The sequence below is a fragment of the Sphingobium sp. DN12 genome, from assembly GCF_051058005.1.
GTDB classification, from domain to species: Bacteria; Pseudomonadota; Alphaproteobacteria; order Sphingomonadales; family Sphingomonadaceae; genus Sphingobium; species Sphingobium yanoikuyae.
This window is the reverse complement of record NZ_CP173717.1, coordinates 4,283,944-4,303,183: the sequence shown is the minus strand read 5'-3', so window position 1 is coordinate 4,303,183 and position 19,240 is coordinate 4,283,944. Positions and strand designations below refer to the sequence as shown.

Annotated in this window: 17 protein-coding genes; 1 reads left to right on the top strand and 16 read right to left on the bottom strand. The window is 64.7% G+C overall.

What is annotated here, in order from left to right; translation table 11 throughout:
• Positions 1-61: 61 nt before the first annotated feature.
• From ACI6S0_RS20395 to ACI6S0_RS20345, 11 genes are all read right to left on the bottom strand, one after another.
• On the bottom strand, positions 62-628 hold the full coding sequence (locus ACI6S0_RS20395; RefSeq protein WP_434404159.1) for a DUF1993 domain-containing protein: 567 nt from the start codon (positions 626-628) through the stop codon (positions 62-64).
• Positions 629-693: 65 nt separating this feature from the next.
• A complete protein-coding gene (locus ACI6S0_RS20390; protein ID WP_434404158.1) occupies positions 694-1,086 on the bottom strand; it encodes a Dabb family protein in 393 nt (130 codons plus the stop codon).
• Positions 1,087-1,174: 88 nt separating this feature from the next.
• Complete coding sequence (locus ACI6S0_RS20385) at positions 1,175-2,209, bottom strand: LacI family DNA-binding transcriptional regulator (protein WP_010336391.1); 1,035 nt, start codon at positions 2,207-2,209, stop codon at positions 1,175-1,177.
• 73 nt (positions 2,210-2,282) lie between these two features.
• Positions 2,283-3,965 (bottom strand): GMC oxidoreductase, encoded by a 1,683-nt coding sequence (locus ACI6S0_RS20380; RefSeq protein ID WP_004209527.1) that lies wholly within the window; start codon positions 3,963-3,965, stop codon positions 2,283-2,285.
• Between the two features lie 43 nt (positions 3,966-4,008).
• Complete coding sequence (locus ACI6S0_RS20375; RefSeq protein WP_434404157.1) at positions 4,009-4,857, bottom strand: sugar phosphate isomerase/epimerase family protein; 849 nt, start codon at positions 4,855-4,857, stop codon at positions 4,009-4,011.
• Positions 4,854-5,417, bottom strand: a complete 564-nt coding sequence (locus ACI6S0_RS20370; RefSeq protein WP_434404156.1) for a gluconate 2-dehydrogenase subunit 3 family protein — start codon at positions 5,415-5,417, stop codon at positions 4,854-4,856. The genes ACI6S0_RS20375 and ACI6S0_RS20370 overlap by 4 nt, the downstream gene beginning before the upstream one ends.
• Positions 5,414-6,265, bottom strand: a complete 852-nt coding sequence (locus tag ACI6S0_RS20365; RefSeq protein ID WP_434404155.1) for a 3-keto-disaccharide hydrolase — start codon at positions 6,263-6,265, stop codon at positions 5,414-5,416. Before ACI6S0_RS20365 ends, ACI6S0_RS20370 begins: the two co-directional genes overlap by 4 nt.
• An 18-nt stretch (positions 6,266-6,283) precedes the next feature.
• A complete protein-coding gene (locus ACI6S0_RS20360) occupies positions 6,284-7,198 on the bottom strand; it encodes a hydroxypyruvate isomerase family protein (protein ID WP_434404154.1) in 915 nt (304 codons plus the stop codon).
• On the bottom strand, positions 7,195-8,487 hold the full coding sequence (locus tag ACI6S0_RS20355; protein WP_313336020.1) for an MFS transporter: 1,293 nt from the start codon (positions 8,485-8,487) through the stop codon (positions 7,195-7,197). The genes ACI6S0_RS20360 and ACI6S0_RS20355 overlap by 4 nt, the downstream gene beginning before the upstream one ends.
• A gap of 68 nt (positions 8,488-8,555) precedes the next feature.
• Positions 8,556-9,620, bottom strand: coding sequence for a sugar phosphate isomerase/epimerase family protein (locus tag ACI6S0_RS20350; protein WP_434404153.1), 1,065 nt, complete (start codon positions 9,618-9,620; stop codon positions 8,556-8,558).
• Positions 9,617-9,985 carry a c-type cytochrome gene (locus ACI6S0_RS20345; RefSeq protein ID WP_434405975.1) on the bottom strand — a complete coding sequence of 123 codons (369 nt, stop codon included), beginning with the start codon at positions 9,983-9,985 and terminating at the stop codon, positions 9,617-9,619. The genes ACI6S0_RS20350 and ACI6S0_RS20345 overlap by 4 nt, the downstream gene beginning before the upstream one ends.
• A gap of 126 nt (positions 9,986-10,111) precedes the next feature.
• Between ACI6S0_RS20345 and ACI6S0_RS20340 the strand changes: the two genes are divergently transcribed.
• The gene (locus ACI6S0_RS20340; RefSeq protein ID WP_434404152.1) at positions 10,112-11,248 is read left to right on the top strand and encodes a Gfo/Idh/MocA family protein; all 1,137 of its coding nucleotides are present in this window, start codon (positions 10,112-10,114) and stop codon (positions 11,246-11,248) included.
• Positions 11,249-11,293: 45 nt separating this feature from the next.
• On the opposite strand, the gene ACI6S0_RS20335 is transcribed toward ACI6S0_RS20340, so the two are convergent.
• The 5 genes from ACI6S0_RS20335 to ACI6S0_RS20315 form a co-directional block, all read right to left on the bottom strand.
• Entirely contained in the window at positions 11,294-12,439 is a 1,146-nt protein-coding gene (locus ACI6S0_RS20335; protein ID WP_434404150.1) for a glycoside hydrolase family 43 protein, read from the bottom strand.
• 77 nt (positions 12,440-12,516) lie between these two features.
• Positions 12,517-13,530, bottom strand: a complete 1,014-nt coding sequence (locus tag ACI6S0_RS20330; protein ID WP_434404148.1) for a cupin-like domain-containing protein — start codon at positions 13,528-13,530, stop codon at positions 12,517-12,519.
• Positions 13,527-14,237 carry a SapC family protein gene (locus tag ACI6S0_RS20325; RefSeq protein ID WP_434404147.1) on the bottom strand — a complete coding sequence of 237 codons (711 nt, stop codon included), beginning with the start codon at positions 14,235-14,237 and terminating at the stop codon, positions 13,527-13,529. The genes ACI6S0_RS20330 and ACI6S0_RS20325 overlap by 4 nt, the downstream gene beginning before the upstream one ends.
• Positions 14,238-14,386: 149 nt before the next feature.
• Positions 14,387-17,413, bottom strand: coding sequence for a TonB-dependent receptor (locus tag ACI6S0_RS20320; RefSeq protein ID WP_434404145.1), 3,027 nt, complete (start codon positions 17,411-17,413; stop codon positions 14,387-14,389).
• Between the two features lie 282 nt (positions 17,414-17,695).
• Entirely contained in the window at positions 17,696-19,207 is a 1,512-nt protein-coding gene (locus ACI6S0_RS20315) for a tryptophan halogenase family protein (protein WP_434404144.1), read from the bottom strand.
• Positions 19,208-19,240: the final 33 nt, after the last annotated feature.

Genomic DNA, 19,240 nt, shown 5'->3' with positions numbered 1-19,240 from the left:
CGGGCCACGACGCGGCTCCATCGCCATGAACCACAGCGTGCGCTGCCGCCGCTATTTCATCTCATTGCGCAGGCAGGGTGCCGGGCCGCAAATAGGGGAACATGTGCGCCACATAATCGACCTTGCCCAGGTCCACGCCCTGTGCCCGCAGGATCGCGTAGGCGGTCATGATGTGGAAATAGAATTGCGGCAACGCCCAGTCGCGGACAAATTGCCCGGCGGTGAGGTCGAAGATCATGCCCTGCGGCAGTGCATGGGCGATCGGCGCAGCCGGATCGATGGGCGGCGCTTCCGCGGCAAGGCTTTCCACGATCGCAATCGTCTCGGCTATTCTCGCCTGCGCGTCGGCGATCGATCCGGGATGCTCGCCCGCGTTGCGGCCTTCATCGAGCAACTGCCCGACCAGCGGCGGGAAGGCTTCGCCGCGCAACCGGTACATGCCCTCCTGCGCCTGGACGCAGGCGAAGCGGATCTGGGTCGACAGCGGGAACATGTCCGGCGCCAGCCGCGCGCCCGGCAATGTTTGCGCCATGCCATCCTGTTTCCCGGCCTCGGCCTTGGCCAGCCAGGCCGACAGGGCGCCCAGCATCTGGATATAGGTTGGGGCAAGAATATCCGGCAGAATCATGATCTTCTCTCGTTCAGGCTGATGAGCGACCCTAGCGCGGATCGGGCCGTCTTGCGATGCCCGGCTCAGCGATCCGGCACGACCTGCATGTCGTAGACCACGACCTTCGCCCACAGATGCTCGCAGGATTTGACGAAGGCCTGATGGATTTCGTGGTCCTGATAGACTTTCTGGTCGACCGCATTGTCGAAGACCATCAGTTCCGACACGTCGAAGGAGGAATCGACCACGTCGCGCTTTTCGGTGCTGGCGGGCACGCCGATCTGCAGGTCGCGGATCACGGGGATGGCGCGCAGCGTGCGCAGGCCGGCGATCAACTGGTCGCGATCGGCTGGGTTGCCCGGCCGCTTCAGCCAGAAGAAGACATGATGGACCAGCTTCGCCTGAACCGAGGGCGCGGCCTGTGCGGAGGCCTGTGTCGAAGACAGGGCCATGCCTGCGCCGCCCAATGCCATCATCGCCGCCAATTCCCTTCTGCTCGTTTCCATGATGCTCTGTCCCCTGTCGCTGAAAGGGTGGCGCTCCGCGCCACCCGGTGATGCCCTACTAAGTGCTGGCCGGCGCGATCGACGCGCGCTGCACCAGTTGATGGTCGAATATCTCGTCGCTGACGCGCATCCCGCCCTTGCCGAGCGCGCCGATCAGGCATTGGGTGGCGCGAAAGGCCATGTCCTCGACCGGCTGGCGGATCACGGTCAGCGGCGGCCAGACGCGCGAGGCGAGGATGGTGTCGTCGAACCCGGTGACGCTCAGATCATGGGGCAGGGTCAGCCCCATCTGTCCGGCCTGGGCGATGACGCCCGCCGCCAGATCGTCGCTGCTGCACAGGATCGCGGTCGGCCGGTCGGGCCGAGCGAGCAGCGCCTGCGCCGCCGCCATGCCGGACGCATGGTCGAATGCGCTGTGCTCGACGATCAGGCTATCGTCCACGCGCAGGCCGGCATCCTGGAGGGCGGCGTAGAAGCCGTCGAGCCGGGCGGCGACCACGCTGTAATGATCGGGGCCGGCGACATAGGCGATGCGGCGATGGCCATCGGCGATGACGCGCCGGGTCAGCGCCTCCATCGCCGCCTGATTGTCGATCCGCACCGTCGATATGCCCGACAGCGGCGTGCCGGTGGCGATCGCGGCGAAAGGCACGCCGAGCGCCGGCAATATCGCCGATCCGCTCAACTGCTCGGCAAAGGGGGGGATCAGCAGCAGTGCATCGGCGCCGCTGCGCACCAGTTCCTGGGCAATGCGTTCGGCCTCGTCCAGCGTCACGCCATCGCCGTCGCGCAGGATCAGTTGCAGCCCATTGGCGTTGGTCGCCCGCAGCGATCCAACCAGAACGGCATCGAGAAAGGGCGTGCGCCGGTTGCTGTAGATGAGGCCCACCGTCGTCGCCCGCGCCTTGGCCAGGCGACGGGCGGCCAGATTGGGCACATAGCCCAGTTCCGCGATCGCCGCCTGCACCGTCGCGACCGTGGTCGCGCTGGCGCGGCCGGCGCCGTTGATGACGTTGGATACCGTCATCGCCGACACGCCGGCCCGTTCCGCCACGGCGCGGATCGTCACGCCATTTTCCCGCCGTCGGGCCATCAGAAGCTCATCCTCATGGCCCCTGATAGCCGGTTTTGCGGCGCAGCACAGCGTCGGGAGTGGGCCGCCCCTGTCAGACCCGGCCTGCCTTCATTTCCTTGACCGCATGGTCGACCGCGCGGGCGGTCAGCGCCATGAAGGTCAGCGACGGATTGACGCAGGAGATGGAGGCCATCTGCGCGCCGTCGGTGACGAACAGGTTGCTGGCATCATGCGCCTGGCTCCACTGGTTGAGCACCGATGCGCGCGGATCGGCACCCATGCGGGCGCCGCCCATTTCATGGATGGCGTCGCCCGGCACATGTTCGCGGACCGAACTGGTGACGTTGGTCAGGCCCGCCGCCCGCAGCATCTTTTCGCCCTGTTCGCGCGCGTCCGCCATCATCCGCATCTCATTGTCGCGGAAGGTGACGTTGAACTGCATCAGCGGCATGCCGAACCGGTCGGTCTTGTCGGGGCTCAGCGCGACATAATTATCCTCATAGGGCAGGCATTCGCCAAAGGCGCCCATCTGGAATTTCCAGCCGCCATATTTGCGCATGCCCTGCTTCATCGATGCGCCGAAGCCCACCGGCTTGGACGGCTCGCGATAGGCGCCGCCCTGATAGCCATAGCCGCGCTTGAAGCCGACATCCTCGCTGTCGCCATTGTTGCGGAAGCGCGGAACATAGATGGCGCCGGGGCGGCGGCCATATTCGATGAACTCCTCCATGCCGGGAATGTCGCCCTTCACGCCGACGCGGAAGATATGGTCCATGACATAGCGGCCCAGCGTCCCGCTGCTGTCGAAATGGCTCTTGCCGCTGCCCGCCGGGCGCGAGTTCATCAGGATCTGGGTCGAGGCCAGCGCCGACGCGCACAGGAACACAAGCCGCGCGGTCACGGTTTCGGCCTGTCCGGTCTTGGCATCGACGAAGCGCACGCCGCTGACCTTCTTGGTCGCCGGATCATAATCGAGGTTGGTGACGACCGCGTCGGACCGCAAGGTCAGCCGCCCGGTTGCCCGCGCCGCCGGCAGGGTGACCGCCTGGGTCGAGAAATAGGCGCCGAAGGAGCAGCCATTGCCGCACTGGTTGCGCAACTGGCATTTGGTGCGGTTCTGCTCGGGCTTGTCCTCGGTCATGTTGGACAGGCGCGCATTGATCATCTTGCGGCCGGGGAATTGCGTTTCCAGCCGCTGCTTCATCCATTTTTCCGCGATGTTCATCGGCATCGGCGGCTGGAACTCGCTGTCGGGCAGATAGGCCAGATTCTCGCGTGATCCCGATACGCCGATATATTTTTCGACATAGCTGTACCAGGGGACCAGATCTTCATAGCGGATCGGCCAGTCGCCGCCGATGCCCTCGCGCTTGTTCGCCTCGAAATCGGCCGGGCTCCAGCGGAAGCTCCAGCGCCCCCAGATCAGCGACTTACCGCCGACCGCAGCGGGGCGGATCCAGTAGAATTTGCTGCCCGCGCCATAATCATAGGGGTTCAGGCGGTCATTATTGTAGAAAGCCTGGTTGCTGGGCGCGACATAGCCATGCTGGGCGATGAAATAATCGCTCTGCTTGAGCGGGTCGGGCATGATGTTGCGGGCGGGCACCTCATAGGCGGGCTTGCCGTCATAGGTATAATCCTCGCCATGTTCGACCATATGGCCGCGGTCGAGCATCAGCACCCGCAGCCCCTTTTCCGTCAATTCCTTGGCGGCCCAACCGCCGCTGATGCCCGAACCGATGACGATCGCATCGTACCTGTCTGTCGAAGCCATGATGTCCTCTCCTGGAGTTTTCTGTCTTGAGGCAGGTGGGAGGTCAGAAGCGCAGCGCGCGCAGCGTCTGGAAGCTCTTGGTGATGTCGGGAATATAGGGCGCGGGCGCCTGGTCATTCTCGACATAGAAATGCTGGACGCCGGCGATGGCGTTGAGCTTGAAGATCGCGGCGAAATCGACCGTGCCGCTGCCGACCGAGGTCATGCTGCGGTCCGCGCGCATATCCTTCACATGATAGGAATAGATGCGGCCGGCGAGGCTGCGGATCAGCGCCTGCGGATCCTGCCCGGCATAGATCGCCCAGTAGAGATCCAGTTCGATCTTCACCAGGTCGGGGTCGCACGCCTTCACCAGCTGGTCGAACAGGCTGACGCCGTCCGGCTTGGTGGTGAATTCGAAATCATGATTATGATAGGCAAAGCCCAGGCCCGCGGCCTTGAGCTGCGCGCCGAAGCGGTTGATGTTGACCAGCGCAGCCTTCCACGCCTCCACGTTGCGATATTTGTCGACCATATAGGGCAGGACGACGGTGCCCGCGCCCAGCGTTTTTGCCATCGCCACGCTGGCATCGAACTTGTCGAGCAGCGCGTCATAGCCGATGTGCAGCGACGGGCAGGTGAGGCCCAACCGGTCCATCGTGCTGCGCAGCAGCTTGTGGTCCATGGCGTCATAGCCGCCACCGCCAAATTCGACCTCGCGATAGCCGACCTTGGCGACCTTCTCCAAGGTGGCGACCGGATCGGCGGCGAACAGCTCGCGCACGGTGTAGAGTTGCAGGCCGACGCTGGCGATCTTGCCGGAGGCCCTGGCGGCCTGCGCGGCGAAGGGGGAGGCGGCGAGGGCGGCCAGGCCGCCGGCGCCCAGCATCATGGAACGACGGTTGAGGTTCATGCGGAATAGACCTTGTTGACCTGGGAATAGGGGAAGGCGCCGTTATATTCGCCCGGCACCGGCAGATATTCGCGTTCCTGGGTGATCCCGATCTCGGACGTGTAATAGCCCACGATCACCATCTGCCGGAACGCCTCGAAAAACTCCTCGCCCTTGGGAATCTGGTCGTTCATCGCCAGGGTCAGCAGCGCGTCATGCTGCGCCGCCGATGCCTTGGTCGCGGGGATCTTGTAATCCTGCCAGCTGCGCGCATCGATTTCGGCAAGGCCGGCGATGATCGGATCGCGATCCTCCGCCACCGACCAGTCGGCCAGCAATTTCTCGATATAGGCGGGGACGCCAGCCTCGATCGCGCCGGGCGTGTCGGTCGCCGGCAATATGCGTTCGCACAGCGCGGTCATCAGCGCCCGCTGATCGGGCGTGAACAGTTGCAGGCTGGGCGCGCCCTGGTCGATCACGCCGCCGGCCGGCATCACCCCGGCGGCGCGCGCCAGCGGCGCGAACAGCCCGGCGCCGAACATGGCGACCATGCCCGCCAGCGCATGTCTGCGGTCCATCATTGTCCTGCTCCCTTCAGATCCTGTGCGATGGCCTCGTCCGGCAGCGGCCGGACCCAGATGTTGCGGAACGACACGGGGCTGTCATGATCCTGCAACTGGATCGGCGCCTTGTCCCCATGGGCCTGATATTGGGCGATCGAACGCCATTTGGTGGTGCCCAGCATCGCCTGATGATTTTGCACCAGCACGCCGTTCAGCAGCGCGGTGACATAGGCCGGGCGGACCAGGCTGCCGTCGGCGGCAAAGCGCGGCCGTTCGAAGATGATGTCGTAGCTCTGCCATTCGCCCGGCTGGCGCGACGGGTTCACCAGCGGCGGCTTCCAGGCATAGACCGCGCCGACCGTGCCGTCGGCATAGGTCGGGTTCTGATAGCCATCCAGGATCTGCACTTCGTAGCGCTGCATGAACCAGATGCCGCTATTGCCGCGATCCTGCGAGCTTTTGGTCGGCGGATTGGGCGACCGAAATTCCAGATGCAGCTGGACGTCGCCAAATTCCTGCTTCGATATCAGGTTGTTCTCGCCGCCGCTCTGGCTGCGGGGCGGGATGGTCATGATCCCCTTTTCCAGCGTCCAGGGGGCGCGCTCGCCGCGCCATGCGTCGAGCGACTTGCCATCGAACAGGATGGTTGCGTCGGACGGCGCACCGCCGGCCTGTGCCGCCGGGGTGACGACGGTGGGGGCGGGGCGATCGGGATCATGGACGTGCCAGTTGCCGCCGGGCAGGATCGGCGTGTCCTTGAAGCCCAGCTTGCCAGGCTTGTCTTGCGCCTGCGCCGCTGTGCCCACCAGCAGAGCCGTGGCCAGCGCGATACCCGTCCCTGCAAAGCCAGTCGGGATGATTTTCATCCTCGTCCTCCTCTCATCCTATATTTGGTCGATGGCGCGATAGGCGGCCACCAGCCGGTCCTCGCCCTCGCGTCCGGCCAGCGAATTGCCATGTTCCATGCCGATCACGCCGCCATAGTTGCGGCCCCGCAACCAGCGCACGATATTGGCGTAGTTGATCTCGCCGGTGCCGGGTTCCTTGCGGCCGGGATTGTCGCCGAACTGGATATAGCCGACCTCCGCCCAGCAGGCCTCCAGCGTCGGGATCAGATTCCCGGACTGGATCTGCTCATGATAGAGGTCCGCCAATATCTTGACGCCCGGACTGTTGGCGCCGCGCGCCACCGCATAGCCCTGGGCGATCGACTGCATATAGACGCCGGGATGGTTGGTCCGCGTATTGAGCGGCTCCATCACCAGCGTCAGCCCGTGCGGCGCGACGATGTCGCCGGCGCGGCGCATGCAATCTATGATCCGGCCGGTCTGGATATCCTGCGGCACCTTGCGGTCCATGAAGCCGGTGACGACGGTCGCATGTTTCGCGTTCAGCCGCTTGGCGACCTCCACCGATGTGCGGATATCGGCCAGGAAGGCTTCGCGTTCGGCATCGTCATTGCTGCCCAGCAGCGGGCGGAACTCGGCCCATTTGGGCATGCTGGCGACGAACACGCCCATGGTCATGCCGCGCTGTGCCAGCGCCCTGGCCATGACCTCCTGCTGCTCGACCGGACGCTTGCGCGCCTCATTATCCTCCCAGGCGCGAAAGCCCTGGTCGGCGGCATAGGCGATCTGCTCCAGCAATCCGCCCCGGCTGGCAAAGCTGCCTTCATGCGGGGCGTAGCCGAGCGAGAAGCGGGCGGCATTGGAGGATCCCTTGCCGGCCGCAGCGGCGATGGCGGGGGTGGCGGCCGCGGCGACGCCGGCGGCGATCAGGTGTCTGCGCGACAGCTTCATGCCACGGCCTCCGCCCGGCGACCGGCGCGCCGGTCGGACAGCCAGATCAGGCCGAAGACGACCAGCAGGATCAGCGGCACGAAGGCGAGGCGGGCGAAGGATTGCGACGCGGCCGCATCCTCCACCGCGCGCAGCGCCGGTCCGGTCAGGCGGGTGAAGGCTTCCGGCCCGCCGGCCAGTTCCACCTTGGCCTGGTCGAACATCTCGCCCAGCCGTGGCAGCACGAAGAAGCTGGCAAGCGCGCCGGCCGAGCCGACCAGCCCCAGCGCCCAGGCGTCACCGCGCGGATAACGTTCGGCCACCGATGCCAGCATCGTCGGCCACATCGCGCATACGCCCAGGCCCCAGACGGTGGAGGCGAGGATGGCGGAGGCGGGCGACTGCGCCTGCGACAGCATGAACAGGCCAATCGCGGCGAGCAGGCTCGATACCCAGAGCAGGCCGGGGTTGGACAGGCGACCGGCGATCCGTCCGGCAAAATGGCGGAACACGAACATCAGCGCGCTGACATAGACCAGCAGCAATATGCCGCGCATGCCGACCCGGTTGCTGAGCGCGACGTCGAGCCACTGGCCCGGTGCCAGTTCGGACGAGGCGGTCAGGAACATCGCGCCAAACCAGATGAAGAAGCTGGGGCGGCGGACCACCTCCAGCATCATGTCCTTCATCGCCCGGCTCCCGGCGGTGGCGGGCGGCGCGGGGAAGCGGGTGGTGGAGGCGATCAATACGACACCGATGGCCGGGATATAGGCCAGCGCCATGATCGCCTGCCAGGGCAGCGCCGAGGCAAGGAACACGCCGGCAAGGCCGCCGACGATCAGTCCGCCGGGATACCAGGCGTGCAGCACGTTGAGGCGATGGGTCGTATCCTCGGGATAGAGACGGGCGGTCAGCGGATTGATCGACGCTTCGGCAAAGCCCCAGCCGATGCCCGACAGCAGCATGCCCAGCCATACGAGGTGATAGACGGTCATGCCGGTCGCCATGCTGCCCGCCCCCACGATCAGCGTCGTGCCGATCAGGAAGGCGATGCCGCAGCCGATCAGCACGCGGCGGATGCCAAGCGTGTCGAGAAAGGCGCTGACGACGAAGACGGTGATGGAAAAGCCCAGGAAGGCCGATCCGAGCGCCGCACCGATCATCTCGCCGGCCGCGATCGGGGCGATCGGGTCGATCCATTCCGCCTTCAGGCTGCTCGCCACCGCCGCGCGGAGCGATGCGCTCATCGAGGCGGTGAACAGCGCCAGGACGCTCAGCCAGAAAAGTCTGTGCCGGTTAATCGCCGTCATGTCGGCTCCTCTCCCTTTGGTCCCGCCGGCTTTCCGGTCAGGACATGTGTCGATCGTCGGTTGCGGCGTCAGCTGAGCCCCAGCCAGCGCCGGTTGTTGGCGGGATCACCGCCCCCTGCGAAATCGTCGAAGGCCCGTTCGGGCCGGCGGATCATGTGTGCCTCGATGAAGGGCGCGCCTTCGCGTGCGCCATCCTCGGGATGTTTCAGGCAGCATTCCCATTCCAGCACCGCCCAGCCATCATAGCCATATTGGGTCAAGCGCGAGAATATGCCGGTGAAGTCGACCTGGCCGTCGCCCAGCGAGCGGAAACGGCCGGGCCGGTCGACCCAGTCGGCATAGCCGCCATAGACGCCCGCGCGACCGGTCGGGTTGAACTCCGCATCCTTGACGTGGAACATCCTGATGCGGTCATGATAGATGTCGATGAACTGCAGATAGTCCATCGCCTGCAGCACGAAATGGCTGGGATCATAGAGGATATTGGCGCGCCTGTGGCCGCCGACCGCATCCAGGAACCGCTCGAAGGTCAGGCCGTCATGCAGATCCTCGCCCGGATGCAGTTCGTAGCAGAGGTCGATCCCCTGTTCGTCGAACGCGTCCAGGATCGGGCGCCAGCGCTTCCCCAGTTCGGCAAAGGCCTCTTCCACCAGACCCGCCCGCCGCTGCGGCCAGGGATAGACGAAGGGCCAGGCCAGCGCGCCGGAGAAGGTCGCATGCGCCTTCAGCCCCAGCCGCCGGCTGGCCACGGCCGCCAGCTTCAGCTGCTCGACCGCCCAGGCTTGCCGCTCGGCCGGCTTGCCGCGCAGTTCGGCCGGCGCGAATGCGTCGAAGGCGGCATCATAGGCCGGGTGGACCGCGACCAACTGGCCCTGCAAATGGGTCGACAGTTCCGAAATCTCGACCCCGGCCTCCCTGCAGCGACCGATCAGCTCATCGCAATAATCCTGGCTTTCCGCCGCCAGCTTGAGGTCCATGCAGCGCGGATCGTTGCTGGGCACCTGAATGCCCTTATAGCCGGCCTGCGCCATCCAGCGCGCGGCATTGTCCAGATTGTCGAACGGGGCAGCATCGCCCATGAACTGCGCCAGGAAGATGGCCGGGCCGCGCATCGCGCCCTTCGCCGCCGTCATTTCACGCTCTTGAGATAGGTGATGATCGCGGCGCGCTTGGCCGGATCGGGCGTGGAGATGGGCATGCGGCTGCCGGGCACCTTCTTGGTCGGCGCGGCGAGATATTCGTCCAGCGCCTTCTCGTCCCATTTCAGCTTCGACGCCTTGAGCGCGGGGGAATAGTTGAAGCCGGCCAGGGTGCCGGCGGTGCGGCCGACGACGCCGACCAGATTGGGGCCAAGGCCGCTCTTGCCGCCGGGCTGCACGCTGTGGCAGGCGCGGCAGGCGTTGAAGGCCGGCGGCGCCGCTGGTGCGGTCTGCGCCTGGCTCGATATGGTGGGGATCATCACTGCGCCCGTTGCGAGCGCTACCAGGCCGAAGCCCATTACCCTTTGCACCCTCGACTCTCCGTCTTGTCTGTGGCTTTTATTTACCGGTAAACTGTTCCAATATGATCGGAAGATCAAGAGGCAGAATGAACGGTCTGTCGACTAATTGCGAAGGAGAAGAGGATGGCGGGAAAAGCGTTGCGCCTGGGCATGGTCGGCGGTGGCGAAGGCGCCTTTATCGGGGCGATCCACCGCGCTGCCGCGGCACTGGATGGTGATTGGCGACTGGTGGCCGGCGCCTTCAGCGGCGACACGGATCGCAACCAGCGCTCGGGCGAGGCGCTGGGAATCGATCCGGCACGCACCTATGATTCGCTCGACGCGCTGCTGGCGGGCGAGCAGGCGCTGCCGGCGGACGAGCGGATCGATGCCCTGTCGATCGTGACGCCCAATTATCTCCATGCGCCGATGGCGATCGCCGCGCTCGACGCGGGGTTTCATGTCTTCTGCGAAAAGCCGATGGCGCTCGATCTGGCCGAGGCGCGCCAGATTGCCGCCGCTGCCGAACGCTCGGGCCGGCATTTCGGCCTCGCCTTCACCTATAGCGGCTATCCGCTGGTGGAGGAGGCGCGGGCGCGTGTCGCGCGTGGCGACCTCGGCAGGATCAGGCTGGTGCAGGTCGAATATTCGCAAGGCTGGCTCAGCCAGGCGATCGACCGTGATGGCAACAAGCAGGCCGAATGGCGCACTGATCCAGCCCGTGCCGGCCTGGGCGGCTGCCTAGGCGACATCGGCACCCATGCCTTTCACCTGGCCGAACATGTGTCGGGCCTGCGGGTCAGCGAAATCTGCGCGGACCTCAGCATCCATGTCGAGGGGCGCCGGCTCGACGACGATGTCAATGTGCTGCTGCGCCTCGACAATGGCGCGCGCGGCATCCTCAAGGCGACGCAGGTCGCGGCCGGCGACGAAAATGGCCTGAAGCTGCGCATCCATGGCGAACATGGCGGGCTGGAATGGGCGCAGATGGAACCCAACACGCTGATCCTGCGCTGGCTGGATCGGCCCACTGAAGTGCTACGCGCGGCCGGACCGGGCCTGTTGCCCTCGACCCTGCCGCTGCTGCGCACGCCCAGCGGCCATCCCGAAGGCTATATCGAGGCGTTCGCCAATCTCTACCGCGCCTTCGCCACGCGCATCCGGGGCGGCGAAGCCTGGTTCCCGTCGGTCAGCGACGGTTTGCAAACCATGGGCTTCGTCGAAACCGTCATCGCCAATGCGGCGGGCGATGAAAAATGGACGGCGCTGCCTGGCGCATGACATGAAAGGGGAAGCGCGACTTGATCGCCGCGCTTCCCCTCGTCCTCAGTGCGCGGCGCCCTTCTTGGGCAGCAGCGGATTGATCGTCTGGATGCTGCCATCGGCATTGTAGTGCAGTTCCGTCACCTTGACGTTGCGCAGGCGGGTCTGCCCCGACAACTGGCTGTCGGCATAGAAGAGCCAGGACTTGCCGCCCCATTCGACGATCGAATGATGGGTGGTCCAGCCTTCGACCGGCTCCAGGATGCGGCCCTTGTAGGTGAAGGGGCCATAGGGGGAATCGCCGACGGCATAGACCAGATAATGGGTGTCGCCGGTCGAGTAGCTGAAATAATATTTGCCATCATGCTTGTGCATCCATGACGCCTCGAAGAAGCGGCGATCATGGTCGCCGCCCAGCAGCGGCTTGCCCTTGTCGTCCAGGATCTGGATCTCGCGCGGGGTTTCGGCAAATTCCAGCATGTCGCCGTTCAGCCTGGCGACGCGCGGCGCGATCGCCGGCTTCTCATCCTGTTTCAGGTCGGTCTTCGACCCGTCCGGATCATATTTCCCGCCGATATTGCGCTGCAACTGGCCGCCCCAGATGCCGCCGAAATAGATATAGCTCTGCCCGTCGGCATCGGTGAAGACGGCCGGATCGATCGAATAGCTGCCCTTGATCGGCTGCGGCTGCGCCTTGAACGGCCCCATCGGATCCTTCGAGGTTGCAACGCCGATGCGGAAAGCGCCTTCCTTGTCCTTGGCCGGGAAGTAGAGATAATAGGTGCCATTCTTGTAGGCCGCGTCGGGCGCCCACATCTGCTTGTCGGCCCAGGGCACATCCTTCACGTCCAGCGCCACCGGCCCGACCGTCACCGGCCCGCCGATCTTGTCCATCGACAGGACATGATAGTCACGCATTTCGAAATGGCTGCCCAGATCATCCTCGGGCGTCGGCCCGTCAATGTCGTGGCTGGGATAGACATAGATCTTGCCGTTCCACACATGGGCGGACGGATCGGCGGTGTAGATGTCGCTGACCAGCGGCTGGGACAGATATTCGGACGCATCGCGCTTGCCGCTCGCGGCATTGCCGGCCGGCTGCTCGGTCTTCTGTTCGCCCTTCTGTTCCGGCGCCTGCTGGCAGGCGGCGAGCGCCAGTCCCAGGGCCAGCGGCCATGCGTGCAGGCACATTCCGCGCTTGATCGTCATATCATCCTCTCCTTGCGATTTGCGCAATTGATAGCGTTATCATAAAACGCGTGCAACGCTCGATTGGCGCCGCCCTTTCAGCGATTGAGGCGCTGCATCACCATCGCCCGCAGGCGTCGCGCCTCCAGCGGCGTCAGCGGCGCCAACGGCCCCTGGGCATGATCGGGCAGATGGTCGCGCGCATCCTGCGCCGGTCCGAACAGATAATGGTCGAATAGCGCGCGCCAGGCCATGCGCTCAGGCTCCGGCCGCTCGCGGATGCTGAGCAGCCCGTGCAGCAGCGTCGCCATCGGCGTGTCGATGAAGTCGGGGACGGCGTCCCACCAATAGTTCATCATGATGTTGAAGCCGTCGCGCGCCTCGACCTGATGCCACCACAGCGCCGGGTAGAAGAGCGCATCGCCCGGCTCCAGTTCGGCCACCTCGCCGGCCGCCAGCGCCTGCGCAAAGCGCGGATAACGGGCCAGGTCGGGCGCGGCCGGATCGACCATGCTGACCACCTGACCGCCAGGCGTCGGCGACAGCGGGCCGGGATAGAGATTGCCGACCTGGTCGGGCGGAAACAGGGTGAAGCGGCGCCGCCCGACCAAGCAACAGGCCAGGTTGTGCGAGCTGTCATAATGGGTCGCGGCGACCGTGCGATTGCCGATCCACAGGCTGACGGTCGGCACTGCCTCGCCGAACAGGCCGGGCAGGTCATGGTCGGCGCGCAGGCCGGGGAAATAGCGGTCGACATCGGTCGACCCGATATAGATGGCCGGACCCTCGCCACTGGCATCCGCCCGGATCCTGTCGAGATAATCGGGCAGCGGCGCCTGCCCGCGATCGAAATTGAAGCCGGTCAGTTCATCATTGTAGAAGAAGCGGCCCCCGGCATCCCGCGCGCCGACATAGCCGGTGACCGGCGCGCCGCCATAATCGGCCAGCAATCGGTCCATCGCCGCCTGCGCCGACAGTCGCCCGGCAGCGACCAGCGGCCAGCCATCGACCAGTCCGCCGATCACGACCGGCCTCTGCGCCGCCATCAGATCGTCGAGCCAGCCAGGCGTCAGGTCGCTGGCGGCAATCCGCCGGGTCTGGCGCAGCGTCACGCCGCCTGCCGCGCCCGCTTGCGCAGGATCAGATCCTCGATATTGGCGAGCGAGGAGCGGATCGCATAGGCCAGTTGCAACAGGCCCGCCTGATGCAGCGCCTGCAGCGTCGGACCATCCAGCGCCTCCAGCCGATCGGCATCGATGGTGAAGCGACCGGCAATGTCATAGCGCTGCGCGTCATCGATCGCGATGTCCAGTGCGATCGGCGCCAGCAGCCCGGCCTGTTCGAACGCGGCGAACATCGGCGCGCTCAGGCCATGGCCTTCATGGATGGTGCGCAGCGCATCGGCGACATGGTCCAGATAGGGCGCGTTGCCGCCATGGGGCAGGAACAGCGCTTCGCCTGCCGCGCCGACGCGCGGATCGTCGAGGTCGACATGGATCACCGGATGATCTTCGCCATCGCGTTGCTGCATGCCGATCAGGAAGGGACCGCGCCGATGGACGGCGGGCACATAGCGTGCGGTCCAACCCCCGGCGTCGAGAAACAGATTTTCGTCGCGATCGAAACCCAGCAGCGCGGTGAGCTGCCAGGCACCCTGGCCATCGCGCTGGATCAGGATCGGATATTCCCGCTGGATCGCGTCGATCTCGGTCGGGAAGATCAGCGTCTGGTTGACGGCATCGCCGAAGGCAGCGCCATTGCCCGGTGCGACCCGAAGCGCGGCATGGGTGATGGGATCGAGTATCATCGTGCTGGTCATGGAATATCCGGCGTGCCGCATGAACGGGCGGCCATAGTAGGGCGTCGGCGGCGCAGGAAAAGCCCTTTGCGAGGCCCGCCCCGATGCAGTCCGCCCGACGCAATCGTGAAAGTCGGGGCCGCCCGGCAGGACGGCCCCGGCTCACCCCCTTAGAAGCGGAAGCGACCACCCAGCAAGAAGCGACGGTCCAGCTCCTGCGCATACCACAGGTTGCTCTTGTCGCGGCCATAGGTGCGGATGTCGCTCTCGGTCAGGTTGATCGCCTCGAACGAGACGGCAAACTGTTCCGACACATCCCAGCTGATGTTGAGATCGAGCTGGCCGAACGGGCGCACGAACACCGGGTTGCGATCGCCGCCGCCACGGTTGGCCGACTGCAGGAACTTGTCGCGCCAGTTATAGGCGAGACGCGCCGACAGGCCGTTCTTGTCATAGATCAGCGTGGCGTTGGCGGTATCCGACAGGCCGACCAGCGCGAACTGGTCCTCGCTCGGATCGGCGCCGACATCGATGCCCACGTCACCCCGGACCAGCGTATAGGCCGCCGACACACCGAAACCGGTATTGCCGAAGAAATGCTGGGCGGCGAGTTCGAAGCCCCAGATCTTGCCCTGCCGGTTGTTGATCGGCTGCGTGACCTCGAAATCGTAGAGCGGGTCGTTGGCGTCCGGCGTCAGGTCGACTTCGGTCAGCACCTGGTCGATGAAGGCCTGGCTGAGCGCGCCGTTCGAATAGTTCGCCTGGAACTGCTGCGACGCGGCATCGATATTGCCCTGCTGCTGCAGCAATGCCGTCATCGTGAACAGGTTGACGTCGCTCGGGTCCGCACCCAGCCGCTTGAGTTCGGCCAGTGCCGTGCCCGAGCGCGATCCCGCCGCGCCCGAACTGACGTCGCGCAGCCCGAACAGGTTGCGCGTCGTCTGGCCGGTGCCGACGAAATTCTGCACCCGCTTTTCGAACACGCCCGCCGAGATGTAGCTCGACGGCTTGTAATACCATTCGAACGACAGATCGAGATTGTCGGAAATCAGCGGTGACAGGCGGGCATTGCCGGTCGATCCGGTGGCAAAGCCGCCGAGCGCGATCGGACGCGGCGGCGTGCCGACCGAGCTTGCCACGAACAGATTGCCATAATCGGGCCGGGCAATGGTCTTGCTGAACGAGAAGCGACCGATGAAATTCTTCGCCAGCTCGATCTGGAAGTCCATCGCGGGCAGGAAGTTGTTGTAATTGCCGCTGTCCGAAACCGGCTGGACCTCATCCGACACCACCAGGGTGAAGTCGTTGTCCGATACCCAGTTGATCGCCTGCGGCACCGCCACCAGCGATGTCGAACGCACCTTGGTCCGTTCGTAACGTGCGCCGACCACCAGCGATGCCGGACGGCCCGCCAGTTCGCCCTTCCAGGTCAACTGGCCATAAGCGGACCAGATATCCTCCTTGACCCGGTTATCTTCCTGCTGGGTGATGCCGATCGCATTGCCGCGCTGGGCATAATAAGGCGACAGCGCATTATAGAGATCGACGGCGCTGCCCTGGAAGGCGGTCAGAGTTGCGCCCTGGCCCTTGGCATCGAAATTGTCGAACTTGCAGACCAGGCAATATTCCTGCAGCACGCCCGGCGCGACCGATGCGATATCGCCGACATTGCTGATGCCCCAGTCGCCCAGGGTCTGCTGCGTCTGGGTGCGGGTCTGGCGCATCTTGGACGTGCGGTAATTGGCGCCGACATCGAAGCGGCTGCCGCCATCATCCAGTTCCCAGCCCAGGTCGGCGCGGATCTCGTTGAGCCGCTGGCGCTGCGCCGAGGACACGGTGCGGCCCATCTGCGACCCCAGGTCGCCCAGGTCGAGCACACCATTTCCATTGCCGCGCAGGGCATCATTGATGGTGATCGACTGGACTGGGATGACGCCGCTGAAATCGGCCGACTGCGACGCCACGATCGGCGCGCCCAGGCCCACCAGCGTCGAACTCACGCCATTGGGATTGTCCGGCGAGCTTTGCGCCAGGCCGGTATGGCCATCGATCGACAGGGTGACGCGGTCGTTGATTTCCCACTTCGCGTTCAGGCCATAATCCTGCAGCCGGTTGCGCACGCCGCGTTCGGCCTGTTCGAAGGCCGCGTCCTTAACGCCGGCGATATTCTCCTGCAGATAGCTGGTCGTGGCGACCACCGGATTGCCGTCAAACTCCACCTGGGCGAAGGGCCGGTTGAACCAGTTGCCCTGGCTGGCGCGCTGTTCATGCTGCTTGTTCTGGGCGAACAGCGCGTCGGCGGTGAAGGTCAGCGTCTCGGTCGGACGGAATTGCACGACGGCCGATCCGTTGATGCGCTCGCGCGAACCCTGCGAATAATAATAGCTGCTGTCATTGGGCACCGACACCAGGGTGTTGGGGTCGGTGGGCGCGTTGCTGATCTGGGTATTGGCGTTAACGAAGCCGTTGGCCGGATCGGCGAACTGGCTGTAGCGACGGATGTTCCAGTTGTTGACCGTCGCGCCGCGGGTCGAGAAATTGCGCTTCTGGTAGCTGCCGAAGATCGACACGCCGAACACTTCATTCTCGTCGCGCCAGCTCAGCAGGCCCGATGCTTCCGGCGTGATCTTGGCCGGATCGCTCAGGCTCTTCTCGACGCTGGTGTCATAGAGCGCCTTGACGCCGATCGTGCCGCTGAAGCCCGCCTCGCGCGCGTCGAGCGGCTTGCGGGTGACGACGTTGATCGACGCGCCGATGCCGCCCGACGGGATCGCCGCGCGACCGGTCTTGTAAACTTCCAGCGTGCTGACGCCTTCCGACGCCAGATTGCCGAAGTCGAAGGAGCGGCTGGTGCCCGACGAATAGTCGGCATTCTGGTCGCCGCCGACGGAGGTGACATTGGCCGATGGCAGCGCGCGCCCGTTCAGCGTCACCAGATTGAAGCCGCCGCCAAAGCCGCGGACCGTGACCTGAGACCCTTCGCCATTGACGCGATCGATCGACACGCCGGTGATACGCTGAAGCGATTCCGCCAGGTTGGTGTCGGGGAACTTGCCGATATCTTCGGCCGAAATGGCATCGACCACACCGCTCGAATTGCGCTTGATGTCGATCGCGCGATCAAGGCTGGCACGCACGCCGGTGACGATGATGTCGGCTTCGGCATTCTGGACGGCGGCGTCCTGCGCCTGCGCCATCGTTGGTGTAACGCTATACGTTAGCGCTATCAGAGACGCGCAACGCATGAATCTGGAATATGGTAAACCCATTTCAGAATCCTCCCTTTTTTAACAGCTCGCCCACATCGAGCCTTATTGGACGTTCATGCTAGCCTAATGGCCAGCGTTGTCAATTATGATGCTATGATCGGTTAAAGTCCCTAAGGGTTTGATTTACAGATTTATATTTGACTGAAAATAAAGGTTTTTTATGTTTTATTGTGCATTGCAAAAAATATTCTACCGATGCGCATTTTTTGACTAGACCAATTCTGCCGGACAATAGCGGCGCAGGAATTCGCGATGGCTGGGCATCTCCGCCACGACCCCGGCAATGTCCTTGCGCATCCGCGCCAGCTCCTCGCGCAGCTGCGGTTCGGGCATCATCGCCGCGACATGATGATAGCCGCGCGGGTGCATGCCCTGTCCCAGCAGCACCGATGACCAGCTGTCGACCCGGAACAGTTCATGCCCCAATTGATAGGCGCGGCCATTTTCCTGCCACAGCGCCAGCCTTTCCTTCAGGCTGTCGGGTATCTCCATCGTCCGGCAATGATCCCAGAAGCGGGAATCGTCGCGCTGGGTCACATGATAGTGAAGGATGATGAAGTCGCGGATATTCTCGAACTCCAGCCGTGACTTGCGGTTGAAATGGTCGAGCAGCGCGTCGTCGAACCCGTGGAAGGGGAAATCCTCGATCAGCCGCGTCACCGCCGCCATCATCAGGTGGATGCTGGTCGATTCGAGCGGCTCGATGAAGCCGCCGGCCAGCCCCAGGCCAACGCAGTTCTTGTGCCAGGCCCTGGTCCGGGTGCCGGTCTTGAACCGCACCAGCCACGGGTCGACGATCGGTTCCCCTTCGATCTCCGCCAGCAACCGGGCATGGGCTTCGTCGTCGGACATGAAATCGCTGGCAAAGACGAAGCCGTTGCCGTCGCGATGTTGCAGCGGGATGCGCCAGCGCCAGCCCGCCTCATGCGCGATCGCCGAGGTATAGGGCTGGGCCGGACCGTCGGAGGTGGACTGGACCGCGACCGCGCGGTCGGTGCGGATCCACTGGCCCCAATCCTCGAACCCGACACCCAGCGCCTCGCCCAGCAACAGCGATCGAAAGCCGGTGCAGTCGATGAACAGGTCACCCTCGATCCGCGTGCCCGATTCCAGCACCAATGCCGCGATATGGCCGCTCTCGGGCGCGAGTTCGACATTGCGGATCTTGCCTTCGACTCGCTTCACCCCTGCCGGCTCGGCCAGGCTGCGCAGGAAGCGGGCATAGCGCGCCGCGTCGATATGATAGGCATAGCTGGGCGCGACCGAGCTGCTGAGCGACATGCGATTGGCCTCGCCCGCCACCCATTCCAGACAATATTCGCCCAGCTCGCCGCCAAAGCCCTGCGCCCTGGCATGCAGCCAGAAATGGTGGAAATCGGCCATCCAGCTCCATTGCAGCCCGATCGTGCCGAACGGGTGGATATAGCGGTCGCCGACCCGTCCCCAATTTTTGAACTCGATGCCCAGCTTCACCGTCGCCTGCGCCTCGGCCATGAAGCGGTCTTCGCGGATCTTCATCAACTGGTGGAAGCCGCGGAAGGTCGGCACGGTGGATTCGCCCACGCCGATGGTGCCGATCGCGTCGGATTCGATCAGCGTGATGTCGATCAGCGGCCCCAGATGGCGCACCAGCGCGGTCGCCGTCACCCAGCCGGCCGTGCCGCCGCCGGCGACCACCACTCGCTTCACCACCCGGTCGGACGTCGGAAAATCTGCATGCATGTCGGTCATTCCAGCGGAAGGGGAAACAGGATG